Source organism: Aquabacterium sp. (assembly GCF_049317225.1).
Lineage (GTDB): Bacteria > Pseudomonadota > Gammaproteobacteria > Burkholderiales > Burkholderiaceae_C > Aquabacterium.
Genome location: NZ_JBMOIR010000013.1, coordinates 27080 through 47723, shown reverse-complemented (window position 1 = coordinate 47723; position 20644 = coordinate 27080). Strand labels below are relative to the sequence as shown.

Genomic DNA, 20644 nt, shown 5'->3' with positions numbered 1-20644 from the left:
GGTTTCAAGACCCCGCCAATAGACCGGTGCGGTACTCAGGCAGCGTGGGCCAGTTCGGTGCGACGATCCTTGATCCACTGTGGTGCCAGCGAGCCCGCCAGCATGCCCACCATCGCCGCCAGCAAGCCGGCCAGTTGGCATGGGAACGTCTCGCCCCAGGCTTCGTTCATCAGGAAGGCCGCCCACACGCCGATGCCGGCAGTGATCGACAGCAGCGCACCTTGGGTGGTGGCCCGCTTCCAGTACAAACCCATCACCAGCGGGATGAAGGCGCCCACCAGCGTGACTTGGTATGCCGATGACACCAGGTCGTAAATGGCGGTGCCTTGCATCTTGATGGCGTACGTCAGCACCAGCGCCGTGAACAGCAGGATGGTGATGCGCAAGGACAGCAGGATCTGGCGGTCCGTCATGCCCGGGCGAATGTTCTTCAGGATGTTTTCCACGAAACTGGTCGAGGGGGCCAGCAGCGTTGCCGACGAGGTCGACTTGATGGCTGACACCAGCGCACCGAAGAAGAAGATCTGCGCGATCAGGGGCATCTTGCTCATGATCAGCGTGGGCAGCACCTTCTGTGGATCGTTGGCCAGCAACTCACGGGTTTCGGTCGGCATGATGATCAGTGCCGAGGCCACGATGAACATGGGCACGAACGCGAAAGCCAGGTAGCTGAATCCGCCGATGATGGCGCCCTTCTTGGCCGTTTCGCTGTCTTTGGCCGACATCACACGCTGGAACACGTCCTGTTGCGGGATGGAGCCGAACATCATGGTGATCGCCGCTGCGATGAAGGCAATCCAGCCCTCCGCAGTGTGCTCTGGCAGGATCTTGAACCAGTCATTGGCCACGGCCATGTCTAGCACCTTGTCGGCGCCGCCGGCCTGATCACCCGCCATCACAGCGATGAACGACAGGCCGACCACCAGCACGATCATCTGGATGAAATCGGTCCAGGCCACGGCCAACATGCCACCAATCAACACGTAGATCAGCACCAGCACCGTCCCGATGGTCATGCCGATAGCGGGGACAATGGCGCCGCCCGACAGAATCGAAAAGACCAGCCCCAGTGCGGTGATCTGGGCCGCCACCCAACCCAGGTAGCTCAGGATGATCGCGACCGAGCAGAAGATTTCCACGCCTTCACCGTAACGATGGCGGTAGAAGTCACCGATCGTGAGCAGGCTCATCTTGTAGAGCTTGCTGGCGAAGAAGGCGCCCACCAGCACCAGGCACATGGATGCGCCAAACGGGTCTTCCACCACGGCATTCAGGCCACCCTGAACGAACTTGGCTGGGATGCCCATGACGGTTTCAGCACCAAACCAGGTGGCAAACGTGGTGGTGATCACCATCGCCAGCGGCAGGCTGCGGCCCGCCACGGCGAAGTCGGTGGTGTTCTGGATGCGCGTGCCCGCATAAATCCCGATCCCCATCGTTCCGACGAGGTACAGAAGCACGAACGCAAGCAGGGTGGTGTTCATATTCGGCTAAAACCTTTCAACTGACAGGCCGACGAACGAAAACCGCCGACACCAAAAAGCCGTCGGCGGTTGAAGGAAGGGTTGCGGGGCGCAGTGTAGTGCCAGTTTGGGGTCAGATGACACCCAGCATGTGCAGGCGAACAAAGAGCTGCGCGGTCAGCAGACCCAGAAGGAATCCCACGCCAACCCACACCACGGTGGACAGCAGGCGGTTGGTTTGACGCTGCTCAGCCAGCATGGCCGCCAGGTCACGTCGCAAGTTGGCGTCGCCGTGTTCCAGGTTGTGGTGAATCAGGCGAGGCAGCTCAGGCAGCATCTTCGCGTAGCGCGGGGCTTCGCGTTTGAGGCGAGCCCACAGCCCTCGCAGGCCCACTTGCTCGTGCATCCACTTTTCGAGGAAGGGCTTGGCTGTGCTCCACAGGTCCAGTTCGGGATCCAGTTCGCGCCCCAGGCCTTCCACGTTCAGCAGGGTCTTTTGCAGCAGCACCAGTTGTGGCTGGATTTCGACGTTGAAGCGGCGCGAGATCTGGAATAGACGCATCAGCACCTGTCCGAGCGAGATTTCTTTGATCGGTCGGTCGAAATATGGTTCGCACACGGTGCGTACCGCACCTTCCAGTTCGTCCACCCGGGTGCTGGCCGGGACCCAGCCGCTCTCGATGTGGAGTTCGGCCACGCGTTTGTAGTCGCGGTGGAAGAAAGCAATGAAGTTCTGCGCGAGATAGTCTTTGTCGATCTCGGTGAGCGTGCCGATGATGCCGAAGTCCAGCGCGATGTAGCGACCGAAACTTTCGGGATCCAAACTGACCTGGATGTTGCCCGGGTGCATGTCGGCATGGAAGAAGCCATCGCGGAAGACCTGGGTGAAGAAAATCGTGACACCGTCTCGCGCCAGCTTCTTGATGTCCACGCCGGCTTCACGCAGGCGCGCCATCTGGCTGATGGGCACACCCTTCATGCGCTCCATCACCATGACGGTGGGTGTGCAGTAGTCCCAGATCATTTCGGGCACCAGCACCAGATCCAGGCCATCCATGTTGCGGCGCAATTGCGCGGCATTCGCGGCTTCCCGAACCAGGTCGAGTTCGTCGTGCAGGTACTTGTCAAACTCTGCGACCACCTCGCGGGGTTTCAGTCGCTTGCCGTCGGCCCAGAAACGTTCCACCCAGCCCGCAATGGTTCTCAGCAGGGCCAGATCGTCATCGATCACCGCCAGCATGCCGGGGCGCAGAACCTTGACGGCCACTTCGCGGCCATCGTGCAGGGTGGCGAAGTGCACCTGCGCAATCGATGCACTGGCGACAGGGTCGGTTTCGAAGGTCCGGAATACCTCTGCGATGGGTTTGCCCAAGGCTTCTTCGATCAGGCGTGCAGATTCATCGCTGGGGAAGGGGGGGACTCTGTCCTGCAACTTGGCCAGTTCATCGGCAATGTCGGGCGGCAGCAGGTCGCGCCGCGTGGACAACATCTGACCAAACTTGACAAAAATGGGGCCGAGACGTTCCAGCGCTTCACGCAGGCGCTGTCCTCGGGGCTCGTGAAGGCGACGTCCCCACGACAGGACGCGGCCGACGCGACTCCAGCCGGGATGGCGAAAGCTGTCCAGCAGCAGGCCGTCCAAGCCGTAGCGCAAGCCAATCCAGGCGATGAAGGCGGGGCGAAACAGGGCGCGCATCCGGGCGTTCTCGATCAGTGACGCTGAGACGAAGACGGATGCGTGGCATCGCCTGGGCGCCAGCGCGACAGTGCTTGACGCACCGCGTTGGACAGGTGTCGCAGCATCTCGGCGGGCGTGTTGCCGACCAGTCGAGCCACATCGTCCTGGATGTCCCAGCGCAAATGCTTCATCAACCAGGACGCAGCTTCTGCCAGTGAAGCGTTGCCTTCAATTTGCACCTCCGGCCGCTCGCCCTTGAATGCCTGGCGAATCACGCGCAAGGGGTTGGACAGGTGCACTGTCAGGGTCAGACCGTCTGCGTTGGGGGCATCGTGGGCTTCAGACAACTCCAGCAGGCCGGCGCGCGTGATCATGAAACGCATGGCGGGGGGCAGCAAAGGGCCGCCGTCTTGCGATGGATGCAAGAACCGAGGGAGCTTGGGTGCGAAATCCGAAGCCCAGCGGATGTCGATGGTTCGACCGGCATGCGGTTGCAGTTTGGTCATGGCCACGGGCTCATTTGAGATCACGTGGTTGAGCAGCAGCGTCAGGCGCGGCAGTGCGACCGGGCCGATCCAGGAGAGGGGGTGAAGTGCCATGACGGGCATTGTAGGTTGAGGAGGACACCCCCCTGTAACGCAGGGGTTGCCGGGGGGGATTTTCCGAAAAACGGTCACATGTTTTGCTTCACAATCAGCATGCGCCCCAAGAGTGGGTGCCTGTTGTCGGCCCGGTGTCAACCATGCGTTTGCCAGCGTAGCAAGTGCTTTGCGCCTGAGGTCGGGGCTTGGGGTTAGCCCCTTGGAAGTACATGTTCAACGACCGAAACTACAACCGAACGTTTTTCAGCGCACCGCAATCAGTGACGTCGTTTGTCGCTGCATTCATGGAGCCGTTCATTACCGTGGGCGTGTTGCTGGGTGTCATGAACTGGTTCCAGCAGCCCGTGGATCGGGCGACCATGGTGCTATGCCTGATGGTGTTTGCATTGTCTTTCCCAGGGCGCAATCGTTTTTACGATTCACGACTGGAGGCCGGGGTTGACATCGTCAGCGCCTGGCTGCCGATGTTGATGATTTTGTGGCTCTGCGGGTATGCGACCAGCAGTCTTGGCTATTTCGATGTTCACGTGATGCTCGCTTGGGCTGCGGCCACTCCGTTGGCGCAGTGGCTCTTCATGCTGCTGGGGCGTGCGGTCATTCGACACCGTGCATCGGTCCCGGGGTCACGTCGTCGCGCCATCGTTGTGGGGGCCGGCCCGCTGGGTGGGAAGGTGGCCCGTGCGCTGCAGACCATCGGTGATCAGCCTGTCGAATTCGTGGGCTACTTCGATGATCGAACCGACAGCCGGGTCTTGCCAGAAGCGGTCAGCATGCGTTTGGGCGGCTTGCGGGATGTTGCAAATTACGTCTATGCCCACGGCATTCAAGAGGTCTACATCACCCTGCCTCTGGGGTCTCAGCCCCGGATCGTTGAACTGATGGAAACTTTGCAGGGCACCACCGCGTCGCTGTACTTTGTCCCGGATGTCTTTGGCATCAGCATCATCCAGGGGCGTTTGCAGGATATGAACGGGGTGCCGGTTGTCGGCATTTGTGAAACACCCTTTACTGGCACGAACGAGCTCGTCAAGCGCGTGTCGGACATCATCTTGGCCAGCATCATCTTGGTGCTGATCTCGCCCATTTTGCTGGGACTGGCCATTGGGGTGAAGCTCAGCTCTCCTGGCCCCATCATCTTCAAGCAACGCCGTAACGGACTGGATGGCGAGGAAATCATCGTCTACAAATTCCGCTCGATGCGAACGCAAGACAATGGCACAGTGGTCAAACAGGCCACCAAAGGCGATCCACGCATCACGCCTTTTGGCGCGTTCATCCGCAAAACGTCGCTGGATGAATTGCCTCAGTTCATCAATGTGCTGCAAGGGCGCATGAGCATTGTGGGGCCGCGTCCGCACGCCGTGGCTCACAACGAGGAATACCGTCGACTGATCAAGGCGTACATGGTCCGTCATAAGGTGCGCCCAGGCATCACAGGTTGGGCCCAGGTCAATGGCTATCGAGGCGAAACGGAAACGATTGACAAAATGCAGGCGCGCGTCGAGTACGACTTGGAATATCTGCGCAATTGGTCTTTGGGGCTGGACCTGCAAATCATCATTCGCACGATCCGTTTGGTGCTGTTTGATCGCAACGCATATTAAAAATCCGGAGGAGCATCAGAGATGAGCAACATGCATGCCTTTACGGCGCTGAGTTGGCGTTGGAGTGCCATCCTGATGGGGGCGATCAGCGTTTCGTCTGCGTGGGCATCTGATGAGGAGTTGCCGCTGTTTCTGAGCCTGAGTCAGAGCATGACGCGGGATTCCAACTTGCTACGGGATGATGCGAATCGCAAGCAGGATTACATCTCAATTACCTCATTGTCTGGCGGGATCAACAAGGCGTATGGGCGTCAAAACTATCGCTTGACGGCAGAGGCGTCACATCACGACTACAAGCACAACAGTCAATACAACAACGATGGTTACGCCTTGAGCGGATCGGCCGACTCCGAGCTGGGTTCAGATTTCAAATTGAGTGTGAGTGGGGCGAGTTCGCGCTTCCTTCCAAATTTTGAGAATCAGACCGATCGGTCGGTCAGGAATATCCAAACCAACAAGCAGTACGTTGCAGATTTGCGATATGGCCTGTATGGCCGGTGGTCGACCAACGCGACGGTGAGCCGAACGGAGACACGGTACAACTTCGCTACGTGGGATAACAAGACGTCCGTGGTGCGCGCTGTCGGGCTGCGTTTCATGCCATCGGATCTGGTCTATTTCGGCACATCGCTGTCTCGGTCCGACACAGATGTTCCGAATCGGGTGTTGGTCGGGGTGGCGGCGGTGGGCGAAAAAATCGAACGAACCAGCCTGGGATTCAACACGTATTGGGTTGTCACAGGGTTCAGTCGCTTGTCTGGATCGCTGGCTGTCACGAATGAAAATCATCCGGCAGACAAGCGTCGCAACTTCAAGGGTGTCACGGGTTCAGCTGCGTGGAATTACACCCCAGGCGGCAAGATGAGTTATGCGCTGACATGGGTGCGGAACACCAGCAACGAGGGCGGTCAAACCTTGGGGCAAAACATCAACGCGGATTCGGTTTTTTCTACCAACAATCGTTTGACCAACACCTTCACGGGCTCTGCACGCTGGCAAGCGACGGCAAAAGTCGGCGTCAATGCGGCTTACACCCACGCGCTGTATCAGGAAGATTATGGCGTGGGCACGGCCGTCGCGTTGACCAACTCCTCGGTGAACGGGCGCTACAACGGGCTGTCGCTGGGGGTGTCTTATCAGCCCATTCGCTCCGTTGATTTGGGCTGTGATGCGCAACGCTATGACCGTACGCGCTCGACCTTCTCGCGCGCTTACAGTGGTAACGCGTTGACCTGCCGCGCTTCGTTCACAATTGACTGATCAGTTCTTGGGGTAATTGGTGCCGTGCATCTTGTTGACTGGCGCGACCGGCTACATCGGTTCGCACACTTGGCTGGCGTTGCAGGACGCCGGGTTGGATGTGGTTGGCATTGACAGCTTTGTCAACAGTTCGCCGCGCGTACTGGACCGTTTGAAGACGATCAGCGGGCGTGATCCCGTTTTTGTGGAAGGTGACGTTCGCGATGCGGCCGCCTTGGATCGGGCTTTGGCTGCAGGGCAAGCGTACGGGGGCATTCAGGCGGTGGTCCACTTCGCGGCGTTGAAAGCCGTGGGCGAATCGGTCGAGAAGCCGCTGCTCTACTTCGATAACAACCTGGGTGGCTTAGTGTCGGTGTGCCAGGCCATGGAGCGCCATGCCGTGCGACGCATGGTGTTCAGTTCGTCGGCCACCGTGTACGGCAAGCCGGATGTGCTCCCGATCACCGAGTCGGCGACCTTGCGCGCCACCAATCCTTATGGGCAGACCAAGCTCATGGGCGAGGAGATGCTGCGCGAACTCGAGCGCTGCAATGCAGCCTGGCAACTGGCCATCCTGCGGTACTTCAATCCGGTGGGCGCACACCCCAGTGGCCTGATCGGTGAAGATCCGCGCGGGGTTCCCAACAACCTGATGCCGTATGTGGCGCAGGTGGCCGTGGGCAAGCGCGAGCACTTGAACGTCTTTGGCAACGATTACGAGACGCCCGATGGCACGGGTGTGCGTGACTACATTCATGTCTGTGATCTGGCCGAGGGGCATGTAGCCGCTTTGCGCTACCTGCTGGCGCAGCAGCACTCCCTGACAGTCAACCTCGGTACGGGCCAAGGCTACAGCGTGCTCGAATTGGCCAAGGCGTATGGCAAGGCATCGGGGCGAGACATTCCCGTGGTGTTTGCGCCGCGTCGACCGGGCGACATTGATGCTTGCTACGCCGATCCCGCACATGCCCACGCAACCATGGGGTGGCGTGCAACCCGTGGTCTCGATGAAATGTGTGTGGATTCGTGGCGTTGGCAGTCCATGAATCCGAGTGGCTTTGCCGCGTGACAAAAAATCAGGGTTTCAAAATGACTTACTCCGTTCTTCCCGTGATCATGGCTGGCGGTTCTGGCACGCGCCTGTGGCCGCTGTCTCGCGCGCTGTACCCCAAGCAGTTCCTCGTGCTGTCGGGTAATCAGAGCCTCTTTCAGCAGGCACACCTGCGTTTGCAAGGCTTGGCGGCGTCTGACATTGCAGTGAGCCAGCCTTGTGTGGTGGGCAACGAAGAGCACCGTTTTCTGGTGCTCGACCAGTTGCGCGAAGTGAAAGGTGATCCTTCGTCGTTGCTGCTGGAGCCCGCCGGGCGCAACACGGCCCCTGCGGTCACGCTGGCTGCCTTGCAAGCGGTGGCTGGCGGTGAGGATCCCATCTTGGTGGTCACGCCTGCGGATCAGACCGTGACGAACGAGCACGCTTACACCGAGGCCGTACAAAAGGCGGTCCGTGCGGCGGCAGAAGGCGACATCGTGATCCTGGGCATCACCCCGGACCGCCCGGAAACTGGTTTTGGCTACATCCGCTCCGCAGCAGGGGATGCGCAAGGCGTACGCGCCGTGATGGCCTTCGTGGAAAAGCCCGACCTGGAAACCGCCAAGGCGTATGTGGCCGATGGCGGCTACTTCTGGAACAGTGGCATGTTTGTGATGAAGGCGTCCCGCTGGCTGGCAGCCCTGGCGCACTTCCGTCCGGACATTGCGGACGCCACCCAGGCGTCGTTTGCGGTCCGCACCACGGATGCCCAGTTTGTGCGTCCCGGCAAGGATGAGTTCAAGGCCGTGCCTTCCGAGTCGGTTGACTATGCGGTGATGGAGCAGTGTCCCGCGCATCCTGAGGCAGGTTTCAAGGTCATGATGGTGCCGCTGGATGCGGGCTGGTCCGATCTGGGGGCTTGGGATGCGGTATGGCAGGTCAGCGCTCACGATGCGCAGGGCAATGCCGCTCAGGGTGATGCCTTGTTCCAGGACAGCACCAACACGCTGGTGCACTCCACCGGTCGCCTGGTGGCGGCCGTGGGGGTGGACAACGTGGTTGTGGTAGAGACGCCTGATGCTGTGTTGGTGGCCGACCGCTCACGCAGCCAGGATGTCAAAAAGATCGTGGCCAAGCTGGAGGGGCAGTCGCGAACCGAGGGGACCTTGCATCGCCGCGTGCACCGCCCTTGGGGGTGGTACGACTCCATCGACCATGGTCCACGGTTCCAGGTCAAGCGCATCATGGTCAAGCCCAAGGCCTCGTTGAGCCTGCAGATGCACCACCATCGCGCCGAACACTGGATCGTGGTGAGTGGCACGGCTGAGGTGACAGTGGGAGACAAGGTGCTGATGCTGTCTGAAAATCAGTCGACCTATATCCCGCTGGGCACGGTTCACCGCCTGGTGAACCCGGGCACGATTCCGCTGGAAATCATCGAAGTGCAATCGGGCAGCTACCTGGGTGAAGACGACATCGTGCGTTACCAGGACAACTACGGCCGTTCAGTCTGAGTGGCCGAACCTCAGAGGTACTGAAGCAGATCCATGGGGTGGGCGGTGATGACGTCAGCGCCCCAACTGCTGATGTCGCCGCTGTGGCCGATGTAGCCCCATTGCGCGGCAGCACTGGGCATGCCAGCCGCTTGAGCGGCCTGGATATCTCGCAGGTCATCCCCCACATACAAGACACGTGATGGCGTGGCGCCAATGCGCTCGCAGGCCGTGAGCAAGGGCAGGGGATGAGGCTTGGCGTGTGCCGTGGTGTCGCCACTGATCAAGACGGCGGCCCGGCTGGCCAACTGCAGGCCTTCCATCACCGGTACCGTGAAACGGTGAGGTTTGTTCGTCACCACACCCCATGCGATGCCACGCTGCTCAAGTTCGTGCAGCACGGTGTCCATGCCGTCAAACAAGCAAGTGGTGTCGGCCAGGCAACGCGCGTACGTGTCCAGAAACGAGGTGCGGAGCGGCTCAAACTCTTCGTGACCAGGATGAATGTCCAGCGCGGCGCCAATCAGGCCGCGTGCCCCCGCTGAGGCGTAGGGTCTCAACTCAGCCAAAGGCAGTGGCGTCAGGCCACGCGATGTCCGCAGGGCATTGGCTGCGCCCACCAGATCGCCCGCGGTATCGGCCAGGGTGCCATCCAGATCAAACAGGACGGCTTGCGGCGGGGCTGACCACGTGATGGTGGCGATGGCGGGGGTGTTCATGGGCGGATACCGTTCATCAGGCTGCGCTGACGGGCTTGCGGCAAGCCACCATGTAGTTCACGCTGGTGTCACCTGACAGCCAGTAGTGGCGGGTCAGCGGGTTGTACTCCATGCCTTTGAATTGCACCAGATCGAGATGCGCTTCGCGGATGCAGCGAGCCAACTCGGCCGGCCGGATGAAGCGTGCGTACTCGTGCGTGCCTTTGGGCAGCATCTTGAGCAGGTATTCGGCGCCCAAGACCGCAAACAGGAAGGACTTGGGGTTGCGGTTCAGGGTCGAGAAAAACAACCAGCCACCGGGCTTGGCCATGGCTGCACAGGCCTGGATCACCGAGGCCGGGTCGGGGACGTGCTCCAGCATTTCCATGCAGGTGACCACGTCGTATTGCGCGGGCTGCTCGGCAGCGAGTGTTTCGGCGGCCACGCAACGGTAATCGAGGTTGGCCACACCTGCTTCCATGGCATGCAACTGCGCGACTTTCAGCGATTTGTCGGCCAAATCGATGCCGAGCACGTTGGCGCCACGGCGCGCCATGGATTCGGCCAGGATGCCCCCGCCGCAACCCACGTCGACCACGGCTTTGCCTTTGATGGCCGCGTGCTGGTCGATCCAGTCCAGGCGCAAGGGGTTGATCTCGTGCAGGGGGCGGAATTCGCTCTCAGGGTCCCACCACTTGTGGGCGAGGTCACTGAATTTGGCGAGTTCTTGGGGGTCAACGTTCGTCATGGGGTGAAATGCTACCCAAACCGACGGTGTCTGCCGGGGTGTCGGGGCATTTTGTCGTCGATTTTTTGATTTGCCCCAGGTGAACAGGGGTCAATCCAGGCCTTGCTTGATGCGTCGGTACAGTGTGTTGCGGCTGATACCCAGTCTCCGCGCTGCTTCGGACATGTTGCCGCCGGTCGCGTCGATCACATGCCGGATGGCCTGTCCGGACAGTCGTTTGAGATTGGCTTCTGCCACGAAGGTGTTGGCAGCAGAGGCTGGCGTGGGGGATGCAACCTCAGGCGAGTGGACCGCCTCTTGCAGTTCCGACACCATGTCTTCGGGAAGGTGATGCCAGTCCAGCGCGGACTCGTCGGTCTCCAGCAGCGCACACATGGTGCGCAGCAGCGCATTGAGTTGTCGCAGATTGCCAGGCCACGTGTACTGGCGCATGGCCTGCATGAGTCCTGGATTCAGGGTGACGGTGCGGGCGTTGCCCATGTCGTGCATGGTGCGCGACAGGGTGGTGTGCACCAGTTCGTCAAAGTCGTGGCGTTCTCGCAGTGCGGGCAGTGTGACTGTGAGGCCGTTGAGTCGGTAGTACAAGTCTTCGCGAAAGTGCCCTGCACGGACGGCTTCCTTGAGGTGCCTGTGGGTGGCGCAAACCAGTTGAAAGTTCACCGGGAAGGATTTGCTGCCACCCAGCGGGACCACTGTTTTGTCTTGCAAAACCCGTAGCAGCCGTGCTTGAAGCGACAAGGGCATGTCACCGATCTCGTCCAGAAAGAGGGTGCCGCCGTCTGCGTCTCGGATACGACCAGGAGCGCCCTCTCGCCGGGCGCCGGTGAATGCGCCGCCGACGTAGCCAAACAGCTCGGCTTCAATCAGTGTCTCTGGTAGTGCCGCGCAATTCAGCGCGACAAATGCATGATTGCTGCGAGGGCCTTCTGCATGCAGTGCACGGGCAAAGACCTCTTTGCCGGCACCCGACTCGCCCTGAATGAGCAAGGCGATACCTTGCGCCTGGACCCGACAGGCCCTTCGGAAAGCGTCCTGGATTTTGACGTCGACTTTTGCTGAGGGCGAGGCGTTGGGGGCTGGGGATGAGAGGTCGACGGAGAGGGCGGGATGTTCGGGTTCGTGCAGGCGGAGGACGGGTTCGCCCAGATTCACCACCAATTTGTGACGGGGCTCGAGCTTGGCATGGATGGTGTCGCCATGAGGCAGGCGGCACCGCATGATGCGTCCGGGGGGGAATTGGCCGAGACGCAGGCCGGTGAGTTGCTCGAGGGTGCCGCAGCCGATTCGACCATCGCTCAATGACAGCCAGTTGCGAGCCAGTGTGTTGGCGCCGATCACCCAGCCATCGTCGGACAGAGCCACGAGTCCCTCGCCGACAGCCCCCAAGCCCTCGGGATGCGGGTGCAGCCTCAAGATCTGGTCGCGCAGATGTCGGGAGTGAAACAGTCGATCTTCAATCATGCGGGCAGCCGATCGAACGAGGGCGAAGGTGTGGGGGTGCCGACTGCGGTGGTCGCCTGAAATGTCGAGCACACCGCGTAGTTGTCCGTCAGAGGCAACGACCGGTGCGGCCGCACAGGTCAAAAAGCTGTTGCGCGCCAGATAGTGCTCTGCGCCGTGAATGACCAGCGCTCGTTGTTCTGCCAAGGCGGTTCCGATGGCGTTGGTGCCTCGGTCGTGCTCATGCCAAAGTGCGCCCGGGCGCAACGACACCCGGTCGGCTCGCTCGCTGAAATCGTTGTCGCCCAAGGCGTGCAGGAGCAGACCACGCGCATCAGACAGGATGACCAGGTTGCCGCAATCTCGAACCTGATCAAAAAGAAAGTCCATGACCGGGCGTGCGTGGGCCAGGAACTCGCGTTGTGTACCCAGCGCCTGCCGTAACTCGGCGTCATCGCAGGTTGGCGAATGTCCAGGGTGTTCCTGCGGGCTGAGGCCGGCATGGCGGCTGCGCAGCCAGGATTGCTGGAGGGCCTCGGTGACCAGCCCCGGGGGGATATCGCCCGACTCCAGAAGCCAGCGGCGCGCTTGCTGCAGTGCCGAGTCGGAGGGCGGAGGTGTCAGGTCGCGTGACATGGTGACATGGGTGTGGGTTGCACTCAGTATGGCTTTGCGGACAGGCAGGTACACCCGTAGTCACCCTGTGTCATTTTGGGACAGTGTGCCGTATCACCGCTGTCGGCTGACACAGGGGTGACAGTTCGGGTGTGAGGGCGATGCCCAGAGGCGGTGGGCGGCCGGCTCGGGATGAACCCGCACTGGCACGTGCTCTGCACTCAGGAGAGGGTGTGACGGGCAAATGGCCATGAGCGATCTGCCCGCGTTCACCTGGCCCATTGATCTGTACCCCGACCTGAAGAGGAGACTTTCATGATCTACGCAGCACCCGGCGCAGCAGGCGCACCTGTTACCTTCAAGCCCCGCTATGACAACTTCATCGGCGGCAAGTTCGTTGCGCCCCTGGGCGGTGAATATTTCGACGTGATCACGCCCATCAGTGGCACGGTCTATACCCAGGCCGCGCGCTCCGGCGAGGCAGACATCAACTTGGCGCTCGATGCCGCACACGCAGCCAAGGACAAGTGGGCGGCCACGGCGCCTGCCGAACGTGCAGCGATTTTGTTGAAGATTGCGGATCGTCTGGAGCAAAACCTCGAGAAACTGGCCTATGCAGAAACAGTGGACAACGGCAAACCCATCCGTGAAACGCTGAACGCGGACATTCCTCTGGCGGTCGACCACTTCCGCTACTTTGCGGGATGTCTGCGCTCGCAAGAGGGTTCGATCAGCGAGATCGATGGCAACACCATCGCTTATCACTTCCATGAGCCTCTGGGCGTCGTGGGGCAGATCATTCCCTGGAACTTCCCCATTCTGATGGCAGCGTGGAAGCTGGCACCCGCACTGGCGGCAGGCAACTGCGTCGTGCTCAAGCCTGCCGAGTCGACACCGGTCAGCATCCTGATCCTGATGGAGTTGATTGCAGACTTGCTGCCACCCGGCGTGTTGAACATCGTGAACGGTTTGGGTCGTGAGGCAGGGATGCCCTTGGCCAGCAGCAAGCGGATTGCGAAGATTGCCTTCACGGGCTCAACGGCTACAGGGCGAGTGATCGCTCAGGCCGCGGCGGGCAACCTGATCCCCGCCACGCTGGAGTTGGGCGGCAAGAGCCCCAACATTTTCTTTGAGGATGTGATGTCGGCGGACGACGCCTTCCTCGACAAGGCCATCGAAGGCATGGTGCTGTTTGCTTTCAACCAAGGCGAGGTGTGCACGTGCCCATCGCGTGCGCTGATTCAAGAGTCGATCTACGACCGCTTCATGGAACGTGCGCTCAAGCGCGTGGCGGCGATCAAGCAGGGTAGCCCGCTGGACACGGACACCATGATGGGCGCACAGGCTTCTGCCATGCAGATGGACAAGATCATGTCGTATCTGGCCGTGGGCAAGGAAGAGGGCGCACAGCTTCTGATCGGTGGTGATCGTGCACACCTGGGTGGCGATCTGGCTGGCGGCTATTACATCCAGCCGACCCTGTTCAAGGGCCACAACCAGATGCGCATCTTCCGTGAAGAAATCTTTGGCCCTGTGCTGGCCGTGACCACATTCAAGGACGAGGCTGAGGCCTTGGCAATTGCCAACGACACACCGTATGGTTTGGGCGCTGGTGTGTGGACACGAGACGGCAGCCGCGCCTATCGCTTTGGTCGCGGCATTCAGGCTGGGCGTGTGTGGACCAACTGCTATCACGCTTACCCTGCTCATGCCACCTTTGGTGGTTACAAGGAATCTGGCATCGGCCGTGAGACCCACAAGATGATGCTTGATCACTACCAGCAGACCAAGAATCTGTTGGTGAGTTACAGCCCGGACAAGTTGGGCTTCTTCTGACGACAAGGGCGCTCCACAAGGGCGCTGGTTAGAGGCAGGGCGGTCGAGACCGCCCTTTTTTATCTTGGTTCAACGGCAAGGGGCGCAACATGACGATGCGCGTACAGGCGACACCGGCAGCGCAATCGGTGATCGAACAACTCCAAGGCGAGCACGGCACGCTGTTGTTTTATTTGTCGCATGGCTGCTGTGATGGCAGCACGCCCATGTGCTTGAAATCAGGCGAGTTGACGCCCACTGCATCCGATGTCTTGTGGGGCGTGTTGGCTGGGGTCCCGTTTTACATGAGTGCGACGCAGGCCGAATACCTGGCCGCGACGCAATTGACGCTGGATGTTCGTGTAGGCAGTTTGGGTACGTTTTCTTTGGAAGAGGCCCTCGGATGCCACTTTGTGACGCAGTCCCGGTTGATGTCCGATGCAGAGTTGGCTGACTTGACACCTGTGCCATGAGCCAACCGAACGGTGCTGGTTTCAGGACTGTGCGACAGTTCAGCCTGTTGTTTTCGCTGAAGCTTTGAAACATGCACACGATCATTTACGGCATCCCAAGCTGCAATACCGTCAAGAAGGCGAGGACCTGGCTGGACGAGCAGGGTGTTGCGTACCGTTTTCATGATTACAAGAAGGCCGGGGTGCCTGAGGACCGGCTGGATGCGTGGATTCAGTCCGTGGGTTGGGAAGTGCTGGTGAACCGTCAAGGCACGACCTGGCGCCAGCTTGACGATGCGACCAAGGCCGCTGTGGTCGATGCAGCCAGTGCACGTGCATTGATGTTGGAGAAGGCGAGTGTGATCAAGCGTCCGGTGATCGAGCTGGATGGCACAGTGGTCTGCGTGGGCTTCGATGACAAGAAGGTGGCTGCTTTGATGCAAGCCTTGGGGCTGTGATGAAGTCAGTGCGTGTACGCCGTCAGCAGTCGGGTGTGATCGACGGTTTCTTGCTGGGGATGATCGGTGCCGTGATGTTGGCTTCGTTCTGGCCGGCGCTGGGGAAGACGGGTGGCCTGTTGCATGTCGACAAGGTGACGGACCTTGGCATCTTTGCCTTGTTCTTCCTGCATGGCATGGGTCTGTCGACCGCGAGTTTGAAAGACGGTGCCAGCAAGTGGCGTTTGCATCTTCTGGTTCAGCTTTGCACTTACGTGGTGTTTCCACTGTGGTGGGCCCTGCTGGCGCTGCTGGTGGGGGGGCACATTTCCCATGACTTGCTCATGGGGTTCTTCTACCTGGCGGTGCTGCCTTCCACCGTGTCCTCGTCGGTGGCCATGACGGCGCTGGCGCGGGGGCATGTCGCCGCCGCCGTGCTCAATGCCACCCTGTCGACCTTGTTGGGGGTGTTCATCACACCGCTGCTCGTGAGCTGGGTGATGAGTGGGGCAGGCCAATCCTTCGATGTGGCGCAGACCATGCTCAAGGTGGCCAAGATGCTGCTGTTGCCTTTCCTGATTGGGCATTTGCTGCGACCGGTGCTCGGCGAGCTTTTTTCCCGCATCAAGCGCTTCACCTCGGTGTTTGATCGCGCCATCATCGTCATGCTGGTCTGGGCTGCGTTCAGCGACTCTGTGGCAGACGGACTCTGGAGCCGTCATGGCTGGCCCTTGCTGGTCGAAGCGATGGTGGGGGCCGCGATTTTCTTGTTCCCCATGCTGTGGTTCACGCGTGCCGTGTCTCGCCGACTGAAGTTTGATCAGGAAGACGAGATCGTGGCGGTGTTCTGCGGCTCGAAAAAGACCTTGGCATCGGGGATGCCGATGGCCAAGTTGCTGTTTGGCGGCATCTCGGCCATGGGGGTGCTGATTCTGCCCATCATGCTGTACCACCAGTTGCAGTTGTTTGTCTGCGCGGTCTTGGCCAGGCGGTATGCCGCGCGCAGCGCCCGTCAGGTGGTGTGATGGCGCCAGAGCGTATGACCACGGTAGCAGGCGCCCGCTCCAGACGTCACGGCGGGCCACCTTCATCCATGCCGAGGATCGACTACGTTGCACCGCCTGATGAAGGCTTTGCACCGCTTTACATGGACGATGCGCTCGTGGTGGTGTGCAAGCCAGAGGGGTTGCTGTCTGTGCCAGGCAGGGGGGATGACCGGCTGGATTGCCTGATTGCGCGCGTGCAGCAACATGTGCCGGATGCGTTGATCGTGCATCGCCTGGACATGGCGACATCGGGATTGATGGTGCTCGCCAGGGGCGAGTCTGTTCACCGTCAACTGAGCAAGCAGTTTCAAGACCGCCTGATCGACAAACGCTACGAGGCGGTGTTGAGCGGGCTGCTGCCCGATGAAGAAGGCATGGTGGATCTGCCCCTGATCACGGACTGGCCCAATCGCCCGCTGCAAAAGGTGTGCGCAGAAACAGGCAAACCGTCACAGACGCGTTACTGGGTGCTCCGTCGTGACAACGAGAAGTGCCAGACCCGGGTGTCGCTGGAACCGGTCACGGGGCGCTCACACCAGTTGCGTGTCCACATGCTGGCGCTGGGGTACCCGATCATCGGCGACCCTTTCTATGGCCACGCCGAGAGTCAGGCGGGGGCACCGCGACTGCTTCTGCACGCTGCGCAACTGGGTTTGACGCATCCACAGACCGGGGCGCGCATGAGCTGGCACAACGCGGCCCCGTTCTGATCCTCACGGTTGCTTGTCCGCCTGTTGGCGCGAGACATTCACCCATCGCAGAATGACCTGATACATCTGCTGGACATCCAGCGGTTTGGTGATGTGGTCATTCATGCCGGCGTCCAGCGCTCGCTCCCGGTCGGACACCAACGCGCTGGCGGTCATGGCGATGATGGGGAGGTGGCGCCACTTCTCATCGTTTCGGATGCGTGTCGTGGTGGTGTAGCCGTCCATCCGGGGCATCTGACAGTCCATGAGGATGCAGTCAAAGGCTGCTGTTTGCGCCAGCGTGTCCAAAGCTTCGATGCCATCTGAGGCGATGGTGACCGTTGCGCCTTCGCGCTCCAGGAGTTCGCGGGCCAGCTCTTGATTGAGCGGCTGATCTTCGACCAACAAAATGGACAGGCCATCCAGCAAACGTGCACGTACCTGCGCCGGCGTGCTGCTGAGTGCCGCCGCAGGCTGGATGGGCTCTTCCAAGGGAGTGGCGGGCGATGACATGAGCGAGGTCGTCGCGATACGTGGCGACTGAACGGCCTTGCACATGCTCTCGAACAGCGTGGATGGCGTGATGGGTTTGGTCAGTACACCTGCGATCGGCGTGTCTTTGGCCTGAGCCAACGCGTCGTCGCGCTTGAAGGCGGTGACCAGCAAGATGCATGGGCTGGCGCTGGGGAAGCGTTGTTGCATGAGCTGATGGATCAGCCGGATGCAGGTCAAGCCATCCATGCCAGGCATCTTCCAGTCCATCAGGATCCAGTCGTATGGGTGGCTGCTGGCTTGAACAATGCGCAGCGCTTCGTCGCCGCTGGCGGCCGTGTCAACTGTCAAGCCCAGTCCACGAAGCATGTTGCTTTGCACCAGGCGTGCATCCGAGTTGTCGTCCACCAGCAGGGCACGTTTACCTCGCCATGCTTCTCGCTGCGCGACCATGGGGGTGGGGTGCGCGGGCAGCTTCAACCCGACGGTGAAGTGAAAGGTCGAGCCGCTGCCCGGGATGCTGTTGACCCAAATCCTGCCCCCCATGGCTTCGACCAACTGACGGGTGATCGCCAGCCCCAATCCCGTGCCACCGTATTTGCGGGTATTGGACGCATCGGCTTGGGTGAAGGGCTCGAACATGCGTTGCAGCTGCTCGGCGTCCATGCCAATGCCCTCGTCCTGCACCCAGCCGTGCAGCATCACTTCGTTGCTGCGAGCAGATTGCACTTCCAGCCCGATGGTGACGCTGCCTCGGTCTGTGAATTTGATGGCATTGGCCCCCAGGTTCACCAGAACTTGGCGCAGGCGGGTTGGATCCCCCAGCAAACGGGCCGGCAAGTCCGGTGGGGCCGTGAACAGCAGTTCCAATCCCTTTTCATCGGCGGCCAACCCCAAGACATCCGAGAGTTGGTCCAGGACCTGCTGGAGGTCGAACTCAATGCATTCCAGCTCCAGGTGCCCGGCTTCGATCTTGGACAGATCCAGCACGTTGTTGAGAATTTGCAGCAGGCTGTTGGCGGCTTGATGGGCCTTGCCGACGAAGCCTTTGACCCGGTCCGGCGATGGGTCTTGTAAGGCCAGGTGCGTCATCCCGATGATGGCATTCATGGGCGTGCGGATTTCGTGGCTCATGTTGGCCAGGAAGGCTGACTTGGCGCGGGAGGTTTCCTGGGCCGCGGTGCTGGCGCTCTTCAAGGCCTGCTCGGTGGCCTTGCGGGCGCTGACGTCATCCAGCACAGCAAAGTACAGGTTCGGGTCCTCATGGCCCAGCCACAGCATCTTGACGTCGGCATCGAAGGCCTCACCTGTCAGGCGGCACAACTGCCATTCGAAGCTGATCTGGGCCATGCCCTGGCTGTGTGCGTCCAGCAGCATCTGTGCTGCGACCAGACTGTTTCGCCCGTCAGGCTGCGTCGGCAGTGAAAGAGGGGCGAGCCAGGGGCGCAACCCCTCCAGTTGTGCGAAATCCAGCGCGGCAAACATTTTGAGCGCTGCCGGGTTGGCGCGCAGAATGCCGTTTTCGCGGTGAAAGAAGAAGAATGCGGTCTGGGCGTGCTCAAAGGCCACTTCAAAGCGCAACTCGGCTTGTCGCTGAGTGGTGACGTCCAGCCAGTACCCGTCGTACACCACGCTGCCATCGGACTCGTGCGCCGCTGCGCTGTTCACGCTGATCCAGCGTTGCCGCTCTGGCGTGTCAATGGTGTAGCTGGTTGGTTGCGTGGGAGGCGTCAATCGCTGTGGCGAAATACGTTGCCAGACACTGGCGGGTCGCAACTGCAACTGCTCAGCGCTTTGTCCCAAAATGGCTTCTGCACCGGGACCGATGTAGGTGAAGCGGCCATTGCCGTCCGGTGTGACGCGATACCTGAACAAGGTCAGGGGCAGCGCCCGTGTCATCGCCAATGTTTCTTGCCTGGCCAGATCAATGGCGTGTTGCTTGTCGCGGCGACGCCAGAAGATCCACAGCAACGCCCACCCCAGGATCCAGGCTCCCCCCGCGCTGGCCCAAATGTTGGCCACCAGTTTGGGCTCGTCGCGTAAGGTGCTGATCACCCACAATGAGTAGGGGTAGGTCGGCAGCGGTGCCGATTGGGCCAGATATGTTTCGCCGCCGATCACAAACGCTGCGTGTTGGTCGTTCCCGATCTTGATCCACTGCGTTTGCCATGGCAGCACGGGTGGGATGGTCTTGTAAGTCGCCTTGACCGCTTCCTTGTTGTTCACCAGGTTGATGTTGCCTGGCAATTGCTGCAAGGTCAGCTCGGATCGGTTGCTGGTGATGACCACCCCGTTGTTGTCGACAATCAGGATGGTGCGATCCATGGAGTCCCGTATCAGGCGTTCCAGGGTACTCGGTGTGGTCTTCAATACCAGCACGCCCAGTGCTTTGGGCCCATGGCTGATCCGCGCAGAAAAATTGAAGCCCGGCTGCCCGCTTTGGCGGCCAATGATGAACTGGAAGCCTCGCCCGTCATCCATGGCGCTGAGGTAATAGGGGCGATCGTGCAGGTTGAGGCCGAGCAGTGAGATGTTGGTGTCGATGTCACTGTCTGCCACCGTGTTGCCAAAGGCATCCAGCACAAACGCCTGTCGCAGATTGAAATCTTTGACGATTTGCTGCAGCGTCTGACTGAACTGCTGAGTACCGGGAGTGCTGGCCAGTTGTTGTCTTAACTGCAGCCTCTGAGCAGGTGTCAACCGTTCATGGATGGGAACGGGTGGCTGATCCAGGAATGCCTGAAAGTTGTACTGTTGCGCCAGAACCTGCCCCAGCGCGGTGATGGTCTGGAACTGGGTTCGCAGGTTGTCCTGCAGCAAACTCAGGCGTTGGCTGACGCGGTTCAGCGAGGTTTGCCGATAGTTCTGAACACGGTCGTAATGAAACCAGCTCCCGCCTGCGATCACTGCGATCAGCCAGAGCGCAGCCAGCATGAACAACCACCGGCGCGATGGCTGATGTGGCGTGGACTGGGCTTGCAAAGTGTCCTGAGTCACCCGTTTCTCCCTTGTCGTTTTGCACGAGGATGACGCGTGCTGGTGCACCAAATTGTGGCTCGATTTGGCCTACAAGTGCACTCAACTTTTGTAGGGGGAGATGGTG

Annotated in this window: 16 protein-coding genes; 9 read left to right on the top strand and 7 right to left on the bottom strand. The window is 60.5% G+C overall.

All coding sequences use genetic code 11. From position 1 onward, the window contains the following. Window positions 1-35: 35 nt before the first annotated feature. The 3 genes from ACOYNB_RS09860 to ACOYNB_RS09850 form a co-directional block, all read right to left on the bottom strand. Window positions 36-1484 (bottom strand): sodium:solute symporter family protein, encoded by a 1449-nt coding sequence (locus ACOYNB_RS09860; protein WP_422838914.1) that lies wholly within the window; start codon window positions 1482-1484, stop codon window positions 36-38. Window positions 1485-1596: 112 nt separating this feature from the next. Next, window positions 1597-3159: a ubiquinone biosynthesis regulatory protein kinase UbiB gene (gene ubiB, locus ACOYNB_RS09855; protein WP_422838913.1), complete on the bottom strand. Its 1563-nt coding sequence runs from the start codon at window positions 3157-3159 to the stop codon at window positions 1597-1599. Window positions 3160-3173: 14 nt separating this feature from the next. After that, window positions 3174-3740, bottom strand: coding sequence for a hypothetical protein (locus ACOYNB_RS09850; RefSeq protein WP_422838912.1), 567 nt, complete (start codon window positions 3738-3740; stop codon window positions 3174-3176). 212 nt (window positions 3741-3952) lie between these two features. On the opposite strand from ACOYNB_RS09850, the gene ACOYNB_RS09845 reads away from it, so the two are divergent. Genes ACOYNB_RS09845 through ACOYNB_RS09830 form a run of 4 tightly spaced genes read left to right on the top strand, consistent with a single transcriptional unit; the run spans window position 3953 to window position 9130 of the window. Next, a complete protein-coding gene (locus ACOYNB_RS09845) occupies window positions 3953-5347 on the top strand; it encodes an undecaprenyl-phosphate glucose phosphotransferase (protein ID WP_422838911.1) in 1395 nt (464 codons plus the stop codon). Between the two features lie 21 nt (window positions 5348-5368). Further along, complete coding sequence (locus ACOYNB_RS09840) at window positions 5369-6607, top strand: hypothetical protein (protein ID WP_422838910.1); 1239 nt, start codon at window positions 5369-5371, stop codon at window positions 6605-6607. A 16-nt stretch (window positions 6608-6623) separates the two neighbouring features. Then, window positions 6624-7655 carry a UDP-glucose 4-epimerase GalE gene (gene galE / locus ACOYNB_RS09835; RefSeq protein ID WP_422838909.1) on the top strand — a complete coding sequence of 344 codons (1032 nt, stop codon included), beginning with the start codon at window positions 6624-6626 and terminating at the stop codon, window positions 7653-7655. Window positions 7656-7675: 20 nt separating this feature from the next. After that, the gene (locus ACOYNB_RS09830; RefSeq protein WP_422838908.1) at window positions 7676-9130 is read left to right on the top strand and encodes a mannose-1-phosphate guanylyltransferase/mannose-6-phosphate isomerase; all 1455 of its coding nucleotides are present in this window, start codon (window positions 7676-7678) and stop codon (window positions 9128-9130) included. Between the two features lie 11 nt (window positions 9131-9141). Here the strand turns inward: ACOYNB_RS09830 and gph are convergent, their stop codons facing one another. The 3 genes from gph to ACOYNB_RS09815 all read right to left on the bottom strand — a co-directional run bounded on the left by gph (window position 9142) and on the right by ACOYNB_RS09815 (window position 12631). Next, a complete protein-coding gene (gph, locus tag ACOYNB_RS09825) occupies window positions 9142-9828 on the bottom strand; it encodes a phosphoglycolate phosphatase (protein WP_422838907.1) in 687 nt (228 codons plus the stop codon). A 16-nt stretch (window positions 9829-9844) separates the two neighbouring features. Then, window positions 9845-10555, bottom strand: coding sequence for a bifunctional 2-polyprenyl-6-hydroxyphenol methylase/3-demethylubiquinol 3-O-methyltransferase UbiG (gene ubiG / locus ACOYNB_RS09820; protein ID WP_422838906.1), 711 nt, complete (start codon window positions 10553-10555; stop codon window positions 9845-9847). A gap of 90 nt (window positions 10556-10645) precedes the next feature. Next, a complete protein-coding gene (locus ACOYNB_RS09815) occupies window positions 10646-12631 on the bottom strand; it encodes a sigma-54-dependent Fis family transcriptional regulator (RefSeq protein WP_422838905.1) in 1986 nt (661 codons plus the stop codon). A gap of 294 nt (window positions 12632-12925) precedes the next feature. Here ACOYNB_RS09815 and adh point away from each other — a divergent pair, with 294 nt between their 5' ends. From adh to ACOYNB_RS09790, 5 genes are all read left to right on the top strand, one after another. After that, window positions 12926-14446 (top strand): aldehyde dehydrogenase, encoded by a 1521-nt coding sequence (adh, locus tag ACOYNB_RS09810; RefSeq protein WP_422838904.1) that lies wholly within the window; start codon window positions 12926-12928, stop codon window positions 14444-14446. A gap of 89 nt (window positions 14447-14535) precedes the next feature. Next, window positions 14536-14898 carry a DUF779 domain-containing protein gene (locus tag ACOYNB_RS09805; protein WP_422838903.1) on the top strand — a complete coding sequence of 121 codons (363 nt, stop codon included), beginning with the start codon at window positions 14536-14538 and terminating at the stop codon, window positions 14896-14898. A 71-nt stretch (window positions 14899-14969) separates the two neighbouring features. Continuing rightward, window positions 14970-15335 carry an ArsC family reductase gene (locus ACOYNB_RS09800; RefSeq protein WP_422838902.1) on the top strand — a complete coding sequence of 122 codons (366 nt, stop codon included), beginning with the start codon at window positions 14970-14972 and terminating at the stop codon, window positions 15333-15335. Further along, the gene (locus tag ACOYNB_RS09795) at window positions 15335-16339 is read left to right on the top strand and encodes a bile acid:sodium symporter family protein (RefSeq protein ID WP_422838901.1); all 1005 of its coding nucleotides are present in this window, start codon (window positions 15335-15337) and stop codon (window positions 16337-16339) included. The genes ACOYNB_RS09800 and ACOYNB_RS09795 overlap by 1 nt, the downstream gene beginning before the upstream one ends. A 68-nt stretch (window positions 16340-16407) precedes the next feature. After that, window positions 16408-17070 (top strand): pseudouridine synthase, encoded by a 663-nt coding sequence (locus tag ACOYNB_RS09790; protein ID WP_422838900.1) that lies wholly within the window; start codon window positions 16408-16410, stop codon window positions 17068-17070. A 3-nt stretch (window positions 17071-17073) separates the two neighbouring features. On the opposite strand, the gene ACOYNB_RS09785 is transcribed toward ACOYNB_RS09790, so the two are convergent. Then, window positions 17074-20538: a response regulator gene (locus tag ACOYNB_RS09785; protein ID WP_422838899.1), complete on the bottom strand. Its 3465-nt coding sequence runs from the start codon at window positions 20536-20538 to the stop codon at window positions 17074-17076. Window positions 20539-20644: the final 106 nt, after the last annotated feature.